Source organism: Nesterenkonia sp. AY15, assembly GCF_022565855.1.
In the GTDB taxonomy this organism is placed as follows: Bacteria; Actinomycetota; Actinomycetes; order Actinomycetales; family Micrococcaceae; genus Nesterenkonia.
In genome coordinates this window covers 1-16,754 of the sequence record NZ_JAJOYV010000007.1, presented here as the reverse complement: position 1 = coordinate 16,754, position 16,754 = coordinate 1, and the positions used below count along the sequence as shown (strand labels likewise).

The window sequence follows — 16,754 nt, the reverse complement described above, 5'->3', positions numbered from 1 at the left end:
CATCCCAGCCCAAGGAGCCAGTGCATTGTCAGCAGTCCCCGGCAGTCCCGCCGTCACCGTGCTCGCCGGACCGACCTCCGTCGGCAAGTCGACGCTGAGCCGATTCATCCGCACCCACTATCCCGAGGTGCACTTCTCGGTCTCCGCGACCACCCGCGAGCCGCGCCCGAGCGAGGTGGACGGTGTCGACTATCACTTCATCGACCCCGCACGCTTCGACGAGCTCATCGAGCACGGCGAGTTCCTGGAATGGGCCACCGTGCACGGGAAGCACCGCTACGGCACCCTGCGCTCCACCGTGGACGCCGCACTGACGGACGGGAGGCTGGTCCTGCTTGAGATCGATCTGCAGGGAGCCCGCCAGGTCAGGGCCACGATGCCCGAGGCGCAGTTCGTGTTCCTGGCACCCCCCTCGTGGGAGGACCTGGTCTCCCGGCTGGTCGGACGCGGCACCGAATCCGAGGAGGAACAGCGGCGCAGGCTGGAAACGGCTAAGATAGAGCTTGCCGCAGAGCAGGAATTCGATGTTTCGATCATCAATGACGAGCTCGACCGTGCCGCAGCCGAACTTGTAGCCCGCATGGGCTTCACCCATGCATCACCCCAATCTGAAGGACATCTCCCCAAGTGACTGAGCAGACCGAAGGCATCATCTACCCGTCGATCGACTCCCTCCTGGAGAAGAGCGCCTCGAAGTACTCGCTGGTCCTCTTCGCCTCGAAGCGGGCCCGCCAGATCAACGCGTACTACGCCCAGCTGCACGAGGGCCTCTTCGAGTACGTGGGACCGCTGGTGGACACCAAGCTCAACGAGAAGTCGATGTCCATCGCCCTGCGCGAGATCAACGAAGACCTGCTGGTCAACCACCCCGCGGTCAACCCCGCCTCCTGATCAGGATCTGCTGCGCAGCGGCACTGCCGGCTCAGCGGCCCGACCCCGCAGTCACCCTCGACAGGGCCTGCGGGGTAATCTGGGCGGATGCGCATCGTTCTTGGAGTCAGTGCCGGCATCGCCGCCTATAAGGCGGTCCACCTCCTGCGACTCATGCGAGAAGCCGGCCACCAGGTCGACGTGATCCCCACCCCCGCGTCGGAGAAGTTCGTCGGGCGCGCCACCTGGGAGGCGATCAGCGGCCGTCCGGTGACCACCTCGGTCTTCTCCGGAGTCGACGAGGTCCGCCACGTCAGGCTCGGCCAGGAGGCCGACCTGGTCGTCGTCGCCCCGGCCACCGCTGACCTCCTGGCCCGGGCCCGCGCCGGAATGGCCGATGACCTGCTCACCACCACGCTGCTGGCCTCCGAGGCCCCCACGCTGCTGGTCCCCGCGATGCACACCGAGATGTGGAACAGCGCGGCCACCACCGAGAACGTCGAGGTGCTGCGGACCCGCGGCATCGAGGTCATGGAACCCGCCGTCGGCCGGCTCACCGGCAAGGACACCGGGCCCGGACGGCTCCCCGAACCCGAGGAGATCTACGCCCGGGTCACCGAACTTCTCCACGAGATCGACGGTGCGGCCGGACATGGCACGCCGGAAGCCTCGGCCTCAGCTCCGGACCAGGCTCTGGACCAGGGGCCAGCCGCAGCTCCGACCCCAGGGCGCCTGCGGGGCCGGACCGTCGTCATCACCGCCGGCGGCACCCGCGAACCCCTCGACCCGGTGCGCTACCTGGGGAACCGCTCCTCGGGCAAACAGGGCATGGCCCTGGCCGAGACCGCCGCGGCCGCAGGCGCGAAGGTGCACCTGATCGCCGGGACCATGGACGTCCGGCCCCCCGCACAGCTTCCCAACATCACCGTGGAGCACATCGAGACCGCCGCTCAGCTGCAGGCGGCGGTGCAGCGCGCCGCACCGGCTGCCGACATGCTGATCATGGCCGCCGCCGTCGCCGACTTCCGCCCGGCCGCCTACGCCGCGCAGAAGATCAAGAAGACCGAGGACGGCGAGAACCCGGTCATCACGCTGGAGCGGACCCCCGACATCCTCGCCGAGACGGTCCAGCACCGCCGGTCCGCAGGAACCGGGCCGGCCGTCATCGTCGGCTTCGCGGCGGAGACCGGCAGTGCAGAGGCTGACCCGCTGGAACTGGCCCGAGCGAAGCTGCTGCGCAAGGGCTGTGACCTGCTGGTGCTCAACCAGGTGGGGGAGACGCTGGTCTTCGGACGCGACGAGACCGAGATCCACATCCTCACCCCACCGAGGCTCACCGTCGAAGGCTCCGCGGTGGTGACCCTGCGCGGTACCAAGCATGAGGCCGCCGAGGCGATCATCGCCGCGGCCGCCGCTTACGTCGTGTGAAGCACGCTGGTCAGGTGCTGATCGGCCTGCCGTAGGATGACGGAGTGACGAATTCCAACACCCCCGCGGCTGCGTCCTCGCTGCGCCTCTTCAGCTCCGAATCCGTGACCATCGGTCACCCGGACAAGATCTGTGACCAGATCTCCGACGCGATCCTCGACGCGCTGCTCGCCGTGGACAAGAACTCCCGCGTGGCGGTGGAGACGCTGACCACCACCGGTCTGGTGCATGTCGCCGGCGAGGTGACCACCTCGGGCTACGTGGAGATCCCGCAGATCGTGCGCAACACGCTGCTCGACATCGGCTATGACTCCTCCGCCAACGGGTTCGACGGTGCCCGCTGCGGCGTCTCGATCTCCATCGGCCAGCAGTCCCCGGAGATCTTCGCCGGGGTCTTCAACTCGATGGAGGCCCGTGGCGGTGCCGAGGACCGCCGGGACGCCCAGGGCGCGGGTGACCAGGGCATCATGTTCGGCTACGCCACCAACGAGACCCCGTCCTACATGCCCAGCGCCATCTCGCTGGCCCACCAGCTCTCCGCGCAGCTGACCAGGGTCCGCCAGGACGGCCAGCTGGCCTACCTGCGTCCCGACGGCAAGACCCAGGTCACCATCGGCTATGACGGCGACCGCCCGGTCAGCCTCGACACCGTGGTGGTCTCCACCCAGCACACCGCTGAGATCTCCCAGGAGCAGCTCCAGGGCGACATCAGCGCCCAGGTCATCGCCCCGGTGCTGGAGCACACCGGGCTGGACCTCGGCACGCTCTCCGAGATCATCAACCCGTCGGGCCCCTTCGTGGTCGGCGGACCCGTCGGCGACGCCGGGCTGACCGGACGCAAGATCATCGTCGACACCTACGGCGGGTTCTCGCGCCACGGCGGCGGCGCCTTCTCCGGCAAGGACCCTTCAAAGGTGGACCGCTCCGCCGCCTACGCGATGCGCTGGGTGGCCAAGAACGTGGTGGCCGCCGGACTCGCCGACCGCGCCGAGATCCAGATCGCCTACGCGATCGGTCGCGCCCACCCGGTGGGCATCTACGTGGAGACCTTCGGCACCGAGAAGGTCGATCCGATGCAGATCTCGGCCGCGATCGACGCGATCTTCGACCTGCGTCCGCTGGGCATCATCGAGGATCTGGACCTGCTGCGTCCGATCTACCGCGAGACCTCCAAGAACGGGCACTTCGGCCGGGAGGGGGAGAACTTCCCCTGGGAGCGCCTGGACCGGGTCGAGCAGCTGAAGTCCTTCTTCAACGCCTGACCCACGAGCAGGAGCAGCCGCAGGCCGGTCGAGGCTTCCGGTTCTCCTGCGGCTGCCGGCTCAGGCGCCGGGGAGGCGGTGGCTCGAGGTCCCGCGCCAGCTGCGGTAGGCCCAGATCGTCAGCGCCACCACGATGGCCCAGGACACGCCGATCACCACGCCGTTGACGATGGTGCGATCGGCGATGAACGCCCCCAGCGCCACCAGCGAGACCTGTCCGGGCACGGTGGAGATCGCGCTGGCCACCACGAAGTCGCGCTGCGAGACACCGAACGCACCACTGCCGTAGTTCACCGGCCAATAGGGAACCCCAGGCATGAGCCGCAGGGCGAAGACGGCCTCGAAGCCGGCACCCCGCAGGTGCGCCTCGACCTTCTCTGCGTAGGATCCCAGCAGCTTCCGCACGGCCTGGGTGCCCAGGAAGCGGGCCAGATGGTAGGCGGCGAAACAGCCGATCAGCACACCGACCACCGAGAGCAGGCTGCCCAGCAGGGTGCCGAAGATCAGTCCGCCGCTGACGGCCATGATGGTGACCGGGATCGGGGTCATGGCTACCGCCGCGTAGAGCAGGATGAACACGAACCATGCGGCCCAGCCGAAGTCCTCGATGCGCTGCTGCAGCTCATCCAAGGGGGGAAGCCGCAGATTGAAGGCGGCGTAGATCATGCCCAGGAGCACGGCCACGAGCAGTGCGTTGCGGATGAAGGAGCCCCAGGCGGGACCGAGGGCTTTTTCGCTCATTGGGTCAACTCTACGCATCGGTCTGTGTCCATGGTGAGAGATACGATCGCAGGGCAGCGGAAATCTCGGTAGGGGGTGAACCAGCATGGCGGAAGAGCCAGCATCACAGGTGCAGCAGCAGTCGAACCAGCCTGCCCTGCTGGACTCGCTGGCGCCGCAGCCCGCCCCGCAGCTGCCCGCCGGGGCCACCGATGACCTCCCCGTGGCGGAGGTGCTGCTGGAATCAGCCGTGCCGCATCTGGATCGCCCCTTCGACTATGTGGTGCCCATCGATCTGGCCGAGAAGATCGTTCCGGGATGCCGGGTGAAGCTGCGCTTCTCGGGACGGGAGATGACCGGCTACGTTCTGCGTCGCAAGCAGGAGCCCTCCACCGCCTCTCGGCTCTCCCTGATCACCAAGCTCGTCACCGCCCTGCCGGTGCTCGGTGAAGACATCCTGCACCTCTCCCAGCAGGTCGCCGAACGCGGCGCGGGGGTCACCGCCGACGTGCTGCGCGCCGCCATCCCCCCGCGCGCTGCCCGGGTGGAGAAGGACTACGCCGGTCTGCGCGTTCCGGCCACAGTGCTTGACCCAGAGAATCCCCGACCGCGCAGCGCCGCGCTGGCACTGAAGTCCTATGGCGAGCAGTCCTGGACGCGGCAGGTGCTGCACCGGGTGCAGGAGTGTCTGGCAGGGGAGGGTGACGCCGTCGTCGTGGTCCCGGACCAGCGCGACGTCGAGGCACTGATGGAGGTGCTCACCGGCACGCTGGGCAGTGGGGTGGCGGTCCAGCTCACCGCGGAGATGGGCCCCTCCGCGAGGTACCGATCGTTTCTGCAGCTGCGCTACGGGCAGGCCCGGGTGGCGGTCGGCACCCGGTCGGCGGTCTTCGCCCCGGTGCCCCGACTGCGGCTGCTGATGGTCTTCGAAGACGGCGAGCAGACCCACGCCGCGCCTAGGGCTCCGTATCACCACGTGCGCGAGGTGGCGCTGCTGCGCACGGTGCAGACCGGAGCTGAGCTGGTGATGCTCTCCACCTCACGCAGCCTCGAGGTCCAGCGACTCATCGAGCGCGGCTGGCTCACCGAGGCCGCCCCTGAGCGGGAAGAGCGCCGCGCCGCCGCGCCCCGGATGATCGCCACCGCGGACTCCTACGAGCAGGAGCGCGAACCGGCGTTCCGGCAGGCCCGGCTTCCCGCGGCCGCGTACAAGGCGGCCCGGGACGGGCTGCAGGAAGGACCGGTGCTGATCCAGGTCGCGCGCAGCGGGTTCATCCCGGCGGTCCTCTGTGAACGCTGCCGCAGCCGCCAGCAGTGCCCGCAGTGCCACGGACCGTTGAGCCTGCCCGCCCACCACGGGCAGTCGCGGACGCTGAAGTGCCGCTGGTGCGGGCTGCACCACCGCAACCACCGCTGCACCGAGTGCGGTTCCACCACCTTCCGGGCCGGCACCCGCGGAGCCGATCGCACCGCCCAGGAGCTCGGCCGCGCCTTCCCCAACACCCCGGTCATCTCCTCCACCGCGGATCACCCGATCGCCGAGGTGGGCCAGGAGCCCGCCCTGGTGGTCAGCACCCCCGGGGTGGAGCCGGTGGCGGAAGCCGGGTACGCGACCGCGCTGCTGCTCGACGGGGACACCCAGCTCAGCCGCGAGGGCCTGGACGTGCCGCGCCAGGTGCTCTCACGCTGGTTCCGGGCGGCCTCCCTGGTCCGCCCGCACAAGACCCACGGCGGCACCGTGGTCATCACCGCCGACGCCGAGGAGCTCACCGCCGCCCTGGTGCGCTGGGACCCGGTGACCTATGCCCGTCGGGAGCTCTACAACCGGCTGGAACTGGGGCTGCCGCCGGCGCAGCGGATGCTCAGCCTCACCGGTGACCCGGCCGAGGCGGAGGCCTTCCTCGGCCAGGTGCAGCTGCCCGCGGGCCGAAGCTGGATCGGGCCGGCCCCGCTGGACGACGGGCGGCACCGCTATCTGCTGTTCTTCGGCTACGCGGAGGCCGCCGCGGTGGTCACCGAGATCCGCCGGATCCGCCGCACCCACAGCGCCGCGCCTCCGGGAGCCGCGCGCGGCGGCCGTGGCCTGCGGATCGCGATGGACGACATCGCCAGCCTGCAGTTCTGAGCCTGCGGCTCTTCGCCTGCAGATCTGAGCTCAGGGTTCCGACTCGATCGGCGGCGCTCAGTCCAAGGTGGCGATGAAGCGGCGCAGCGCACGGGCCGCCTGGGCGGGCTTCTCATAGTGCAGCAGGTGTCCGGTGCCGCACAGCACCTCCGCGTGAGCCTGCGGGATCATCCGGCGCAGCGCCCGCTGTCCGGCGGGGGTGCTCAACTGGTCCTGCGCCCCCGGGACCAGGAGCACCGGCAGGTCGAGCAGCTCTGCGAATTCGGTGACGGTGTGCCGGCTGGAGGCCCAATAGGCCTGCAGCAGCGAGTGCGGATCTGCGAAGCCGCTGAAGTGCCGTCGGTGCTGATCCCGGATATACGCCACCTGTTCCGGCACCCTGGTGACGATCATAGAGACGTTCGTGACCGCCTGCGCCAGCGGCGACCGCAGCAGTGCCTGCGCCCATCGTTCGGGCAGCCACTGGCTGGACCGGTAGTAGAGGTCGACGGCGGCGGCGCCGGGCAGCAGGCTGCCGGTGAAGATGTCATTGCTGATCGGGGCGAACAGTGCGAGCCCTGCCCAGCGCCGCGGCTTGTTCGAGTGGGCGGCTGGTCTGCTCTGCGCGGCGTGGGCCGCTGGGTTTCTCTGCGCGGCGTGGGCCGCTGGGTTTCTCTGCGCGGCGTGGGCCGCTGGGTTTCTCTGCGCGGCGTGGGCCGCTGGGTTTCTCTGCGCGGCGTGGGCCGCGACGACGATCGAGCCGAAGGAGTGGCCCACCAGCACATCGTCGGGCCCCAGCTGAAGTGCCTCGGCCAAGGCCTCCACGCAGGCCGCATAGGTCGCCAGGCTGTGTTCAGCGGGACCGTCGGGCCCGCGCTGCAGCGGCGGTGTGGCGCCGAAACCGGGGAGATCCGGGACGAAGACCTCGAACTCCGGCAGCGCGTCCACGATCAGCGCCATCCCGTGATGGTCCCCGCGGAAGCCGTGGATCAGCAGCAGCCGGCGCGCATGACCCGGCGAAGCCGCCGGGACGGCGGTCGCGGCGGGCGAGGGCACCCCGGCGGGGTAGTGCCAGACCGCCGCAGAGGTGCTCAGCCGCTCCGCGCCGTCGTCGGTCTTGTCGCTGATCCCGGTGTCCATCTCGGGCTTGGGGGAGGCGAAGTCCAGCGGGACGTCTCGTCTGATTCCTGTCCGGGCTGGGTGCTCGGTCCACGTGCGGCTCACTGGCCCAGCCTACCGGTGAACTCAATTAGACTAGCGGGGTCCAAGATACGACCCGACGACGACGAGGTGCCCCCCAGGTGAGCCACGCGAGCGAAACCGCTGCAGCCGATACCACTGCGACTCAGCCCAGCAGCCCTTCGACTGACTCCCAGGGCGGCGAGAAGAAGCAGTACTCCTTCCAGGAGATGGAGGCCCGCTGGCTGCCCCTCTGGGAGGAACAGGGCACCTTCGTGGTGGATCCGGCCGACACTCGGGAGAAGAAATACGTGCTGGACATGTTCCCGTACCCCTCCGGCGATCTGCACATGGGTCACGCCGAGGCCTTCGCCATCGGTGACATCCCCGCCCGGTACGCCCGGCTGCGCGGCTACAACGTGCTGCACCCGATCGGCTGGGACTCCTTCGGCCTGCCCGCCGAGAACGCCGCGATCAAGAACGACGCCCACCCCGCGGACTGGACCTACGCCAACATCGAGACCCAGGCGGCCTCCTTCAAGCGCTACGGGATCAGCACCGACTGGACCCGCCGGCTGCACACCTCGGATGAGTCCTACTACCGCTGGACCCAGTGGCTGTTCCTGCAGTTCTACAACAAGGGCCTGGCGTACAAGAAGGACTCCCCGGTCAACTGGTGCCCGAAGGACCAGACCGTGCTGGCCAACGAGCAGGTCGTCGACGGCGCCTGCGAACGCTGCAGCACCGCGGTCATCAAGAAGTCGCTGAACCAGTGGTACTTCAAGATCACCGACTACGCCGACCGGCTCCTCGAAGACATGGACGAGCTCAAGGGCCACTGGCCTGACCGGGTGCTCTCCATGCAGCGCAACTGGATCGGCCGCTCCACCGGCGCCTCGGTGCGCTTCGACATCACCTCCGCTCAGGGCGCCGCCGAGCACCCGCCGGTGGAGGTCTTCACCACCCGCCCCGACACCCTCTACGGGGTCACCTTCATGGTGGTCGCCGCCGACGCCGACCTGGCCATGGAGCTGGTCACCGAGGAGAAGCGGGCAGAGCTGGAGGCCTACCGGCAGGCGCTGGGCAGCGTCTCCGACATCGAGCGCCAGTCCGCCGAGCGGGAACGCACCGGCGTCTTCCTGGGCCGCCACGCGATCCACCCGGTCACCGGTGAAGAGCTGCCGCTGTGGGCCTCTGACTACGTGCTCGCCGACTACGGCACCGGCGCCGTGATGGGCGTGCCCGCCCACGACCAGCGCGACCTGGAGTTCGCCCGCACCATGGGGCTCAAGGTCCGCGTGGTGGTCGACACCGGCGCGGAGGATCCGGCCGAGACCGGCGTCGCCACCGCCGGGGAGGGCACCGCGATCAACTCCCCGGCCTGGGAGGGCCTGAACAAGGACGCCGCGATCGCCCGTGCCATCGAGGTGCTCGCGGAGAAGTCCGTGGGCGAGGCCAAGGTCAACTACCGGCTGCGCGACTGGCTGCTCTCGCGGCAGCGCTTCTGGGGCGCCCCGATCCCGATCATCCACTGCGCCGGCTGCGGCGAGGTCCCGGTCCCGGAGGACCAGCTGCCGGTGAAGCTGCCCACCGGCATGCGCGGCGAGCAGCTGGCGCCGAAGGGCAAGTCCCCGCTGGCCGGTGCCACCGACTGGGTCAACGTGGACTGTCCGTCCTGCGGCGGCGCCGCCACCCGGGACACCGACACCATGGACACCTTCGTGGACTCCTCCTGGTACTACCTGCGCTATATCGACCCGAACAACGACGCCGAGATCTTCCCCAGCGAAGAGATCAACAAGTGGCTGCCGGTCGATCAGTATGTGGGCGGCGTCGAACACGCCATCCTGCACCTGCTCTACTCCCGGTTCTTCACCAAGGTGCTCTTCGACCTGAACCTGGTGAACTTCACGGAGCCGTTCAAGGCGCTGCTGAACCAGGGCCAGGTGCTCAACGGGGGCAGGGCCATGTCGAAGTCCCTGGGCAACGGGGTGAACCTCGGCGAGCAGCTCGACATCTACGGGGTCGACGCCATTCGGCTGACCATGGTCTTCGCCTCCCCGCCGGAGGACGACGTAGACTGGGCCGACGTGTCACCCTTCGGCTCGGCGAAGTTCCTGGCCCGCGCCTGGCGGCTCGCCCAGGACGTCAGCTCCGACGCCGGGTCTGACCCTGCGAGCGGGACCAAGGCGCTGCGTACGGTCACCCACCGGACCATCCAGGACGCCGCGCAGCTGATCGAGGACAAGAAGTTCAACGTGGTGATCGCCCGGACCATGGAGCTGGTCAACGCCGCCCGCAAGGAGATCGACGCGGGCGCCGGCGCGGCTGATCCTGCCGTGCGCGAGGCCGCCGAGGTCACCGCGCAGATCCTCTCCCTGGTCGCGCCCTACACCGCCGAGGATATGTGGGCGATGCTCGGCCACGCCCCCTCGGTGGCGAACTCCGCCTGGCCTGCCGTGGATGAATCGCTGCTGGTCCAGGACACCGTCACCGCGGTGGTCCAGGTCAAGGGCAAGCTGCGCGACAAGCTGGAGGTCGCCGCAGACATCACCGAGTCGGATCTCGAGGCGCAGGCGCTCGCGCTGCCCCGGATCCAGAAGTACATCGCCGACGGCGGCGGGGTGCGCAAGGTGATCGTGCGCGCACCGAAGCTGGTCAACGTCGTGACCGGCTGATGACCGACCGGCCCGCGGAACGCTGCCAGCAGAGTCTGGCCCGATGGCGCAGCGCCATCGAGGCCGACCTGCTCGCGCGGCGCGCCGCGGTGCCGGGGCGCAAGCCGAATCTGCGCCGCAAGAAGGGGCGCATCGCGGTGGTCACCGACTCCTCCTGTTCGCTTCCGGTGGACCGCCGGACCCAGGAGGTGCTGCTGGGCCAGATCGGGGCGAACATCATCTCGGTGCCGATCCCGGTGATGATCGGTGAGCAGATCTACCCGGAGACCAGCGAGGAGCTGGACCGGGACCTCCCGCTTGCCCTGGCTCAGGGGACCACGGTGCGGACCTCACGGCCCTCGCCGGGACGACTGCTGGAGTCCTATCAGTCGCTGCAGGACCAGGGCTACGCCGGGGTGGTGTCCATCCACCTCTCCGCGAAGCTCTCCGGCACCGTGGAGGCCGCCCGGCTGGCCGCCGGTCAATTGGACTTCCCGGTCACGGTCGTCGATTCCCGCCAGGCCGGGCTGGGCCTCGGGCACAGCGTGATCGACGCGGCGATGACCGCGCAGCTCGGCGGCTCGCTGGCGAGGGTGGCCGCAGCCGCGACGACCAGCGCCGAGCGGGCAGAATCGTTGTTCGTGCTGCCCAACCTGGACCAGCTGCGCCGCGGCGGCCGGATCAACGCGATGTCCACGCTGATCGGGGGACTGCTCTGGGTGAAACCGCTGCTGCAGCTCATCGAGGGCGAGATCCAGCCGGTGGAGCGCCCACGCACCATGCCGCGCGCCCTGGAGCGACTCCATGCCCGGGTCGCGCAGCACGCCCACGGCATGGACGCCCCGCGGCTGGGGGTCCACGGATTCGGCAATCCAGCACAGGCCCTGGAGCTCGCCGAAGCTCTGGCCCCGCTCTCGGCGGCCCCGGTGCCGGTGGTGGATCTTCCTCCCGCCCTGGGCGCCCACCTCGGGCTCGGAGCGCTTGCGGTGTCGTTGAATCCCGCCCTGCCCGCCGGCTCCTGACGCTGCGGAGGGGACCGTTCCGCAGAACGGTTTTCCCCAACTCCTGCTTGACGACGACGCCGCGGCCCGCTGCGCACAGCAGGTTCTCCACCGCGCAGCAGAGCTGAGAACGGCTCTAGCGTGGCCTCATGGAGGTCTGGGCCGAGGATCAGCTGACACGGCGCGAGCGGCTGCGCGCGGAGCGCGAACTTGAGCACGCCGCCCCGGCACGGATCCGGCTGAAGCTCGCCGGAGTGCTGGTGATCGTCATCGCGCTGCTGACCTGGCTGGCCGTGTCCTGGCTCAGCAGCACCAGCCCGGCGGGGGCGCCCGTGCCGGAACCTCCACCGCTGCAGGGGGTGGCGCAGACCGGAGGCGGCCCCACGGAGATGTCAGGGCAGGCCGAGGGGCCAGCGCCCCCGAACCCCTCCGGTGCCCCCGCCGACCCAGGGTCGGCAGATACGCAGCAGGGTGCCGCGGAGTCGATTCCAGTCGTGGTCCATGTGGGCGGAGCGGTCGCGTCCCCGGGCGTGGTGGAGCTCCCCTCCGGTGCGCGCGTGCATGAGGCGATCGAGGCCGCAGGTGGGATGACCTCGAAGGCGGATCCGGGTGGTGTGAATCTGGCCGCTCCGGTCCAGGACGGCACGGTGATCTGGGTGCCGACGCCGGAGGAGCTCGAGGCCGGGACGGGTCCACCGACCGCCGGGCAGGACCCCGCCGGCCCGCCAGGGACGGCACCCGGCGCCGAAGCGGGCACAGGAGCGGGCGCGGCACCTGGATCGGCGGCCGGAGCAGCGCCTGGGTCGGGCACCGGAGACCTGATCAACCTCAACACCGCCGATGCCACGGCTCTCCAGGAGCTGCCCGGAATCGGTCCGGCGCTCTCGGAGCGGATCATCAGCCACCGCGAGACCAACGGCCCCTTCGGCTCGTTGGAGGAGCTCGCCGGAGTCAGCGGCATCGGGCCGGTGATTCTGGCGGATGTAGAAGGTCTGGTGACCTGGTGACCACCGCGAGACCGCTGGATCTGCGGCTGCTTCCCGCCGCGCTGACGGCCTGGGCCGCAGCCCTGCTGGCGGTGCATCTTCCCTGGCAACCAACGTTGCAGCTGGGATGGTGCTTGCTCGGCGCAGGAGTGCTGCTGACCATGATCGCCTCTTTGCTGAATCGACTCGTGACCGCTCCAGTAGCGCTGCATGTGCTGCTCTGCTGCGTCCTGGCGGGAGTCGTCGTTCTCCAGGCCGGGACAGATGCCCGAGCGCACCAGATGAGCGGATGGGCGCAGGCGGTGGCGGGTGACACACCGGTGATGGTGACGCTGCGGATCTCTGGGCAGCCCGAGATCCTGGCCACCCCGGGGTTCGACGGTGCCGACCGGGTCATGGCCCACGCGATGGTGGAGGCGGCGACCATGCCGGGGGAGCAGCGCCCGGTCCCCGTGGACGCCCCGGTGGTGATCATCCAGGACGCCGCAGCGCAGTCGGATCCTGAGACCGGAGAAGAAGCTGCGGGGGAGTCCGGCGAACGCCCTGCCCGGGGGTCCGGCGCGAGGTCCGCAGCGGAGGTGCTGCCCCTGATCACGGGTCAGCGCTACCAGGGACTGGTGAAGCTCAACCCGACCGACCCAGGTCAGCGCGAGACCGCAGTGGCCTTCCCCTTCGGTGGGGCCCTGGAGCGGCTTCGCGCAGATGGTCGCGCCGAGTTCACGCAGATCTTCAACGGGCTGCGCTCTGCCACGGCGGCCGCATCGTCACACGCCGTCGGTGACGCCCCCGGGCTGCTGCCGGGGCTGATCCTCGGTGACCGGACACACCAGGAAGAGGAGCTCAGCGAGGCGATGCGCGCCGCCGGACTGAGCCACCTGACCGCGGTGAGCGGAGATACTGATTCAAACAGAGATGAGTCAGCCTAGGCAACGTGCAATAGAGTTGCCCACGAGCGAGGTCTCGCCCCCATTGCGCGGAAGCTCTCTTTGGGCCCCGGTCCCAGATGTCAATTTAGAAGGTCACTCGTCCTCGGCAGCGCGGAGGTTGAGCGTCAAGCCCAGAGCAGTAGCCAACTTCTTGGCCGTGCGCATTGAAGGTTCCTCACCGAGTTCGACGCGCGAAACCGTCGGACGCGAAACACCAGCGCTTTCCGCGAGCTGTTCTTGAGACCATCCACGGTCAAGCCGTGCGGCCTGGACGACCCTTCCGAACCCTTTGGCGTTGCCAGGAGGGCGGCTCATGCGTTGACTGGCTCTGCAAGGACAGATGCGGTGTTAGCCAGGGCAGTTAGGGCGCCCAAGTTCTCCGTGACTTGGTCAGACACACTCTGCATCATGGTGTCCATGAACGACCAGTCTGGGGAGCCGCTCGGAGTTACAGGCAAGAGAAGTGATTCCTCACGCAAACGCTTCATCGAGATAGAGTCCCCCCACGAGTACTTTGGGGAGAGCGTCGCACTTAGCACGGCCATTAGGAAGAGCTGGGAGTTATCTGACCTGGACTCGCGTTCCTTCGAGTAGAGCGCGATGTTGTGACTGTCGTTCGAGCAAAAATCGACGGCTTGATATGAGAGCGAAAGTGTTTTGCCGCCGATCATGATGCATTCGCCAGCATCGAGCCACTCATCAGGACAGTCGACATACATCTGCACGCCGTTATTTCCATCCTGGGCGGTCACATAAGGTGTGAGTCCACTATCAGGAACTAGATTTGCCGATGTGATGCTCTTGGTGTTCTTCATGTCGAACACCTCTGACAGCATGAAGGTCTGCCACGTGCTCGTGTCAACTTCTTGGGTTGACTTGGGAATCTCCAGCACCACGCTGTCGTCGGTCTCGTGGAATCGGGCTGAGTACAAGGCTATTCGACCGATGCTTTCTCGCAGCGCCTTCGCATCGACCCCGCGACGGAACATGGCGTAATCCATAGACGTGCGCGCCAGATCCTCTTCTGTAAGAACGAATGGTTTCGCAGGTGCTTGCCAGCTCAGCTTCTCCGTCGGGTCCACCCATTGGCCCGTGCCATAGTAGCTATCGTCATTTCGATCAATAGCGTCTACCCAGTAGTCCTCGTGTGCGGGCCATTTCCCCCGCACGTCGTGGCGTCCCTTGTTCTTGACGGTAATCAGGCCATCATCTTCGATGTTCACCGCAAAGAATTTCTTGCCGTCCTGGGGCCTCCCGGCTTCAAAGATGAAGATGCTCGTCGTTACGCCCACACCGAAGAACAGGTTCTCGGGGATCTTCACCACCTTCACCAGGCGGTGGTGCCGGAGGATACGCGACATCTGGCCCTTGCTGGTCTTCTCCAACTTCTTGTCCGGGAGAATGAAGCCGCATAGCGTTCCACGGTCAACGTGATCGAGCACGTTCTCTACGATCTTCATACATCCGAACTTGGTTTCGTACGGCGGGTTCATCAGAACTTTCGTCGCGCCAGTCTGCGCGATCCAGCTTCCAGCTGTCTCGGTCCGTGCATCCATGTGACCTAGGTTTGTTTTTCCATCTTTGTGGATCAACATGTTGGCACATGCGAGGGCGTAGATCTCGCGATCGAACTCGATACCGAAAAGTTGCTGTGCCTTAATCTGCTTCGCCTTAGGGGTGTTGACACCGCCTGCTTCACGGATCATGTTGCTCATGGATTTGACCAGGAACGACCCGGACCCAGCGCATGCGTCGAGAACACGATCGTCCTTGTCGACGCCTAGAAGCCGGTACATGAAGCCTGTGATGTGATCGGGCGTGAAGACCTGACCCGACTCACTCTTCTTTTTGTAACGGTTGAATTCGTTAAAGAAGATGGCCATCACATCCTCACCATTCCAAGCGTTGGAATTGATGAGGCCGGAGATCTCCGTCACCCAGTCAATGAAATCTCCGATAAGGTTCGTAAGCCTTGCGACCGCGCGCGGATCCTCTTCATCGGTCGAGACGTTCATCTTGATGTCCGAGTAGACCTCGGAGAGAAGCGATAGCTTCGCGTTCTGCTGTACGTCAGACCTGATGGCCTTGTTCAGAGCGTTCAATACTCCACCGTGGAATGCCGCGTAGTCCATGCCGCGAACCAAGATGGCGTCGTACCGCCGCGCGACGAGTGCACAAGCAGTGAAGATCATTCGGTGGTAGAGATTCTTGATGCCAAAATCTGAATGCAGTGAGTTGTTGATCTTCATCGTCAGCTCATAGATACGGTCCTTGTCGATCGGACGATCTGTGAGCTTTTCGAAGTAGTACTCCTTCGGTTGAAGGTCCTCGGGGACGTCCAGCGGTTTGCCATTCACATAGGCGCGGGTCCGTTCGCCGTCGTAAACGACTCCGACAACAAGGTCGTACTGACTGCGCACCATCGCGCAGTACTTTTCGACTTGAGCGCGCAGTGCTGGCGCGTCGATTGGCATAGAGTCCGTAGCCTTGGTTTCGAGCACGAGAGCCACCGCACCCTTGTCGACGGGTAGGTACCAGCCGTCAGGCTTGTTTGAGCTACCTTCGCCGCTGAATCCAAGCTGCTTCATCGTCGTGATCTGTCCGACGCCGCTCTGAGCAATTTTGGGGGAGACCCCGGCAAGATTGAGGATCCCACTTGCTATGTCCCTTACTTGGTCCTCTGTGCGCATACCTTGCTCCTACGAAAATGTGAGTCGTTTGAATCAAAAATCTGTCAATCAGACTACCTGCGCAATGCCAAGAACACTCATAGGGCGCGGCAACCCGGCACAGCCGGGGCGGGAACACGTATGGAGAGCGAGCACCTCGCGCGTTCACGACTTGGAGGCTTGATTATGAGTGCGACCACAACTACACCAAGCGGACCGAGGGCCTGGGTTGGATGCCTAGCGTGTTACAACGAAGGCACTCTAATGGGTGATTGGTTCCCGGCTGTTGAGGCTGTCGAGGTCACTTCCGGCGATGTACATGACGCAGTGATCGTGTCCCAGACCCACGAAGAGTTGTGGGTATTCGACCACGAGGGGTTGCCCCTCACTGGAGAACTTGACCCGACCGAAGCCTCAGCCTGGGCTCACAGGCTTCTTGAAGCGCCCAAGCATGAGCGAGATGCGCTCGGTGCTTGGGTGCGGTCTGGCGACTGCATTACCGAGGGTGATAGCAAACTGCCGGTCATTAGCGAATTCGCGGAGCGTTACTGCGGGGAATGGCCAAGCTTCTTCGATTTTGCCCAGAATCTCGCCGAAGAAATCGGGCTGTTGTCTGAAGTGCCCGAGAACGTCACATGTTACTTCGATTGGAATGCCTGGACTAGAGACCTCGGGCTGGACTACACAACTGAGGCAGGCCCCGAGGGGGGTGTTTTCGTGTTCAGGAGCTTCTGACGAAGCCCAAGATCACTAAGGGGCGCCCTTTGCGCCGGTTCACCTGGCACCGTGGAGGCCCTGAGTTGTCAAGGTCTCGGAGTGCTCCTGGGGTCTGCTGACGGTTTAGTTGACCTCGGGGTTTACGTCGCCAGAGCGACGGTCGTTTTGTAAACGGTCTCGTATTCAACCGGGGTCAGCTTACCCAGACGCCGCTGTCGACGACGCCGGTGATAAG

Annotated in this window: 14 protein-coding genes; 10 read left to right on the top strand and 4 right to left on the bottom strand. The window is 66.7% G+C overall.

Going from position 1 to position 16,754, the window contains the following annotated elements; all coding sequences use genetic code 11:
- Positions 1-25 precede the first annotated feature (25 nt).
- The 4 genes from gmk (at position 26) to metK (ending at position 3,560) form a co-directional block, all read left to right on the top strand.
- Positions 26-631 (top strand): guanylate kinase, encoded by a 606-nt coding sequence (gmk, locus tag LSI54_RS10565; RefSeq protein ID WP_241478335.1) that lies wholly within the window; start codon positions 26-28, stop codon positions 629-631.
- Positions 628-891, top strand: coding sequence for a DNA-directed RNA polymerase subunit omega (rpoZ, locus tag LSI54_RS10560; RefSeq protein ID WP_036476028.1), 264 nt, complete (start codon positions 628-630; stop codon positions 889-891). The genes gmk and rpoZ overlap by 4 nt, the downstream gene beginning before the upstream one ends.
- Positions 892-978: 87 nt before the next feature.
- Positions 979-2,298, top strand: a complete 1,320-nt coding sequence (locus tag LSI54_RS10555) for a bifunctional phosphopantothenoylcysteine decarboxylase/phosphopantothenate synthase (protein WP_241478334.1) — start codon at positions 979-981, stop codon at positions 2,296-2,298.
- Positions 2,299-2,342: 44 nt separating this feature from the next.
- Positions 2,343-3,560: a methionine adenosyltransferase gene (metK, locus tag LSI54_RS10550; protein WP_241464577.1), complete on the top strand. Its 1,218-nt coding sequence runs from the start codon at positions 2,343-2,345 to the stop codon at positions 3,558-3,560.
- Between the two features lie 60 nt (positions 3,561-3,620).
- Here the strand turns inward: metK and LSI54_RS10545 are convergent, their stop codons facing one another.
- Positions 3,621-4,301 carry a TVP38/TMEM64 family protein gene (locus tag LSI54_RS10545; protein ID WP_241464578.1) on the bottom strand — a complete coding sequence of 227 codons (681 nt, stop codon included), beginning with the start codon at positions 4,299-4,301 and terminating at the stop codon, positions 3,621-3,623.
- 85 nt (positions 4,302-4,386) lie between these two features.
- Between LSI54_RS10545 and LSI54_RS10540 the strand changes: the two genes are divergently transcribed.
- A complete protein-coding gene (locus LSI54_RS10540; protein WP_241478333.1) occupies positions 4,387-6,405 on the top strand; it encodes a primosomal protein N' family DNA-binding protein in 2,019 nt (672 codons plus the stop codon).
- A 57-nt stretch (positions 6,406-6,462) separates the two neighbouring features.
- Here the strand turns inward: LSI54_RS10540 and LSI54_RS10535 are convergent, their stop codons facing one another.
- Positions 6,463-7,608 carry an alpha/beta fold hydrolase gene (locus LSI54_RS10535; protein WP_241478332.1) on the bottom strand — a complete coding sequence of 382 codons (1,146 nt, stop codon included), beginning with the start codon at positions 7,606-7,608 and terminating at the stop codon, positions 6,463-6,465.
- 77 nt (positions 7,609-7,685) lie between these two features.
- Between LSI54_RS10535 and leuS the strand changes: the two genes are divergently transcribed.
- The 4 genes from leuS to LSI54_RS10515 all read left to right on the top strand — a co-directional run bounded on the left by leuS (position 7,686) and on the right by LSI54_RS10515 (position 13,133).
- Complete coding sequence (gene leuS / locus LSI54_RS10530) at positions 7,686-10,241, top strand: leucine--tRNA ligase (protein WP_342357820.1); 2,556 nt, start codon at positions 7,686-7,688, stop codon at positions 10,239-10,241.
- Positions 10,241-11,242, top strand: a complete 1,002-nt coding sequence (locus LSI54_RS10525; RefSeq protein ID WP_241469650.1) for a DegV family protein — start codon at positions 10,241-10,243, stop codon at positions 11,240-11,242. The genes leuS and LSI54_RS10525 overlap by 1 nt, the downstream gene beginning before the upstream one ends.
- 128 nt (positions 11,243-11,370) lie before the next feature.
- On the top strand, positions 11,371-12,228 hold the full coding sequence (locus LSI54_RS10520) for a ComEA family DNA-binding protein (protein ID WP_241478331.1): 858 nt from the start codon (positions 11,371-11,373) through the stop codon (positions 12,226-12,228).
- Positions 12,225-13,133: a hypothetical protein gene (locus tag LSI54_RS10515; RefSeq protein ID WP_241478330.1), complete on the top strand. Its 909-nt coding sequence runs from the start codon at positions 12,225-12,227 to the stop codon at positions 13,131-13,133. The genes LSI54_RS10520 and LSI54_RS10515 overlap by 4 nt, the downstream gene beginning before the upstream one ends.
- A gap of 93 nt (positions 13,134-13,226) precedes the next feature.
- Here LSI54_RS10515 and LSI54_RS13290 read toward each other — a convergent pair whose 3' ends face one another.
- Both LSI54_RS13290 and LSI54_RS10510 read right to left on the bottom strand, forming a co-directional pair.
- Entirely contained in the window at positions 13,227-13,448 is a 222-nt protein-coding gene (locus tag LSI54_RS13290) for a helix-turn-helix transcriptional regulator (protein ID WP_446740428.1), read from the bottom strand.
- On the bottom strand, positions 13,445-15,823 hold the full coding sequence (locus LSI54_RS10510) for an N-6 DNA methylase (RefSeq protein WP_241478329.1): 2,379 nt from the start codon (positions 15,821-15,823) through the stop codon (positions 13,445-13,447). Before LSI54_RS10510 ends, LSI54_RS13290 begins: the two co-directional genes overlap by 4 nt.
- Positions 15,824-15,943: 120 nt before the next feature.
- Here LSI54_RS10510 and LSI54_RS10505 point away from each other — a divergent pair, with 120 nt between their 5' ends.
- Entirely contained in the window at positions 15,944-16,537 is a 594-nt protein-coding gene (locus LSI54_RS10505; RefSeq protein WP_342357819.1) for an antirestriction protein ArdA, read from the top strand.
- The last annotated feature ends 217 nt before the right edge of the window (positions 16,538-16,754 follow it).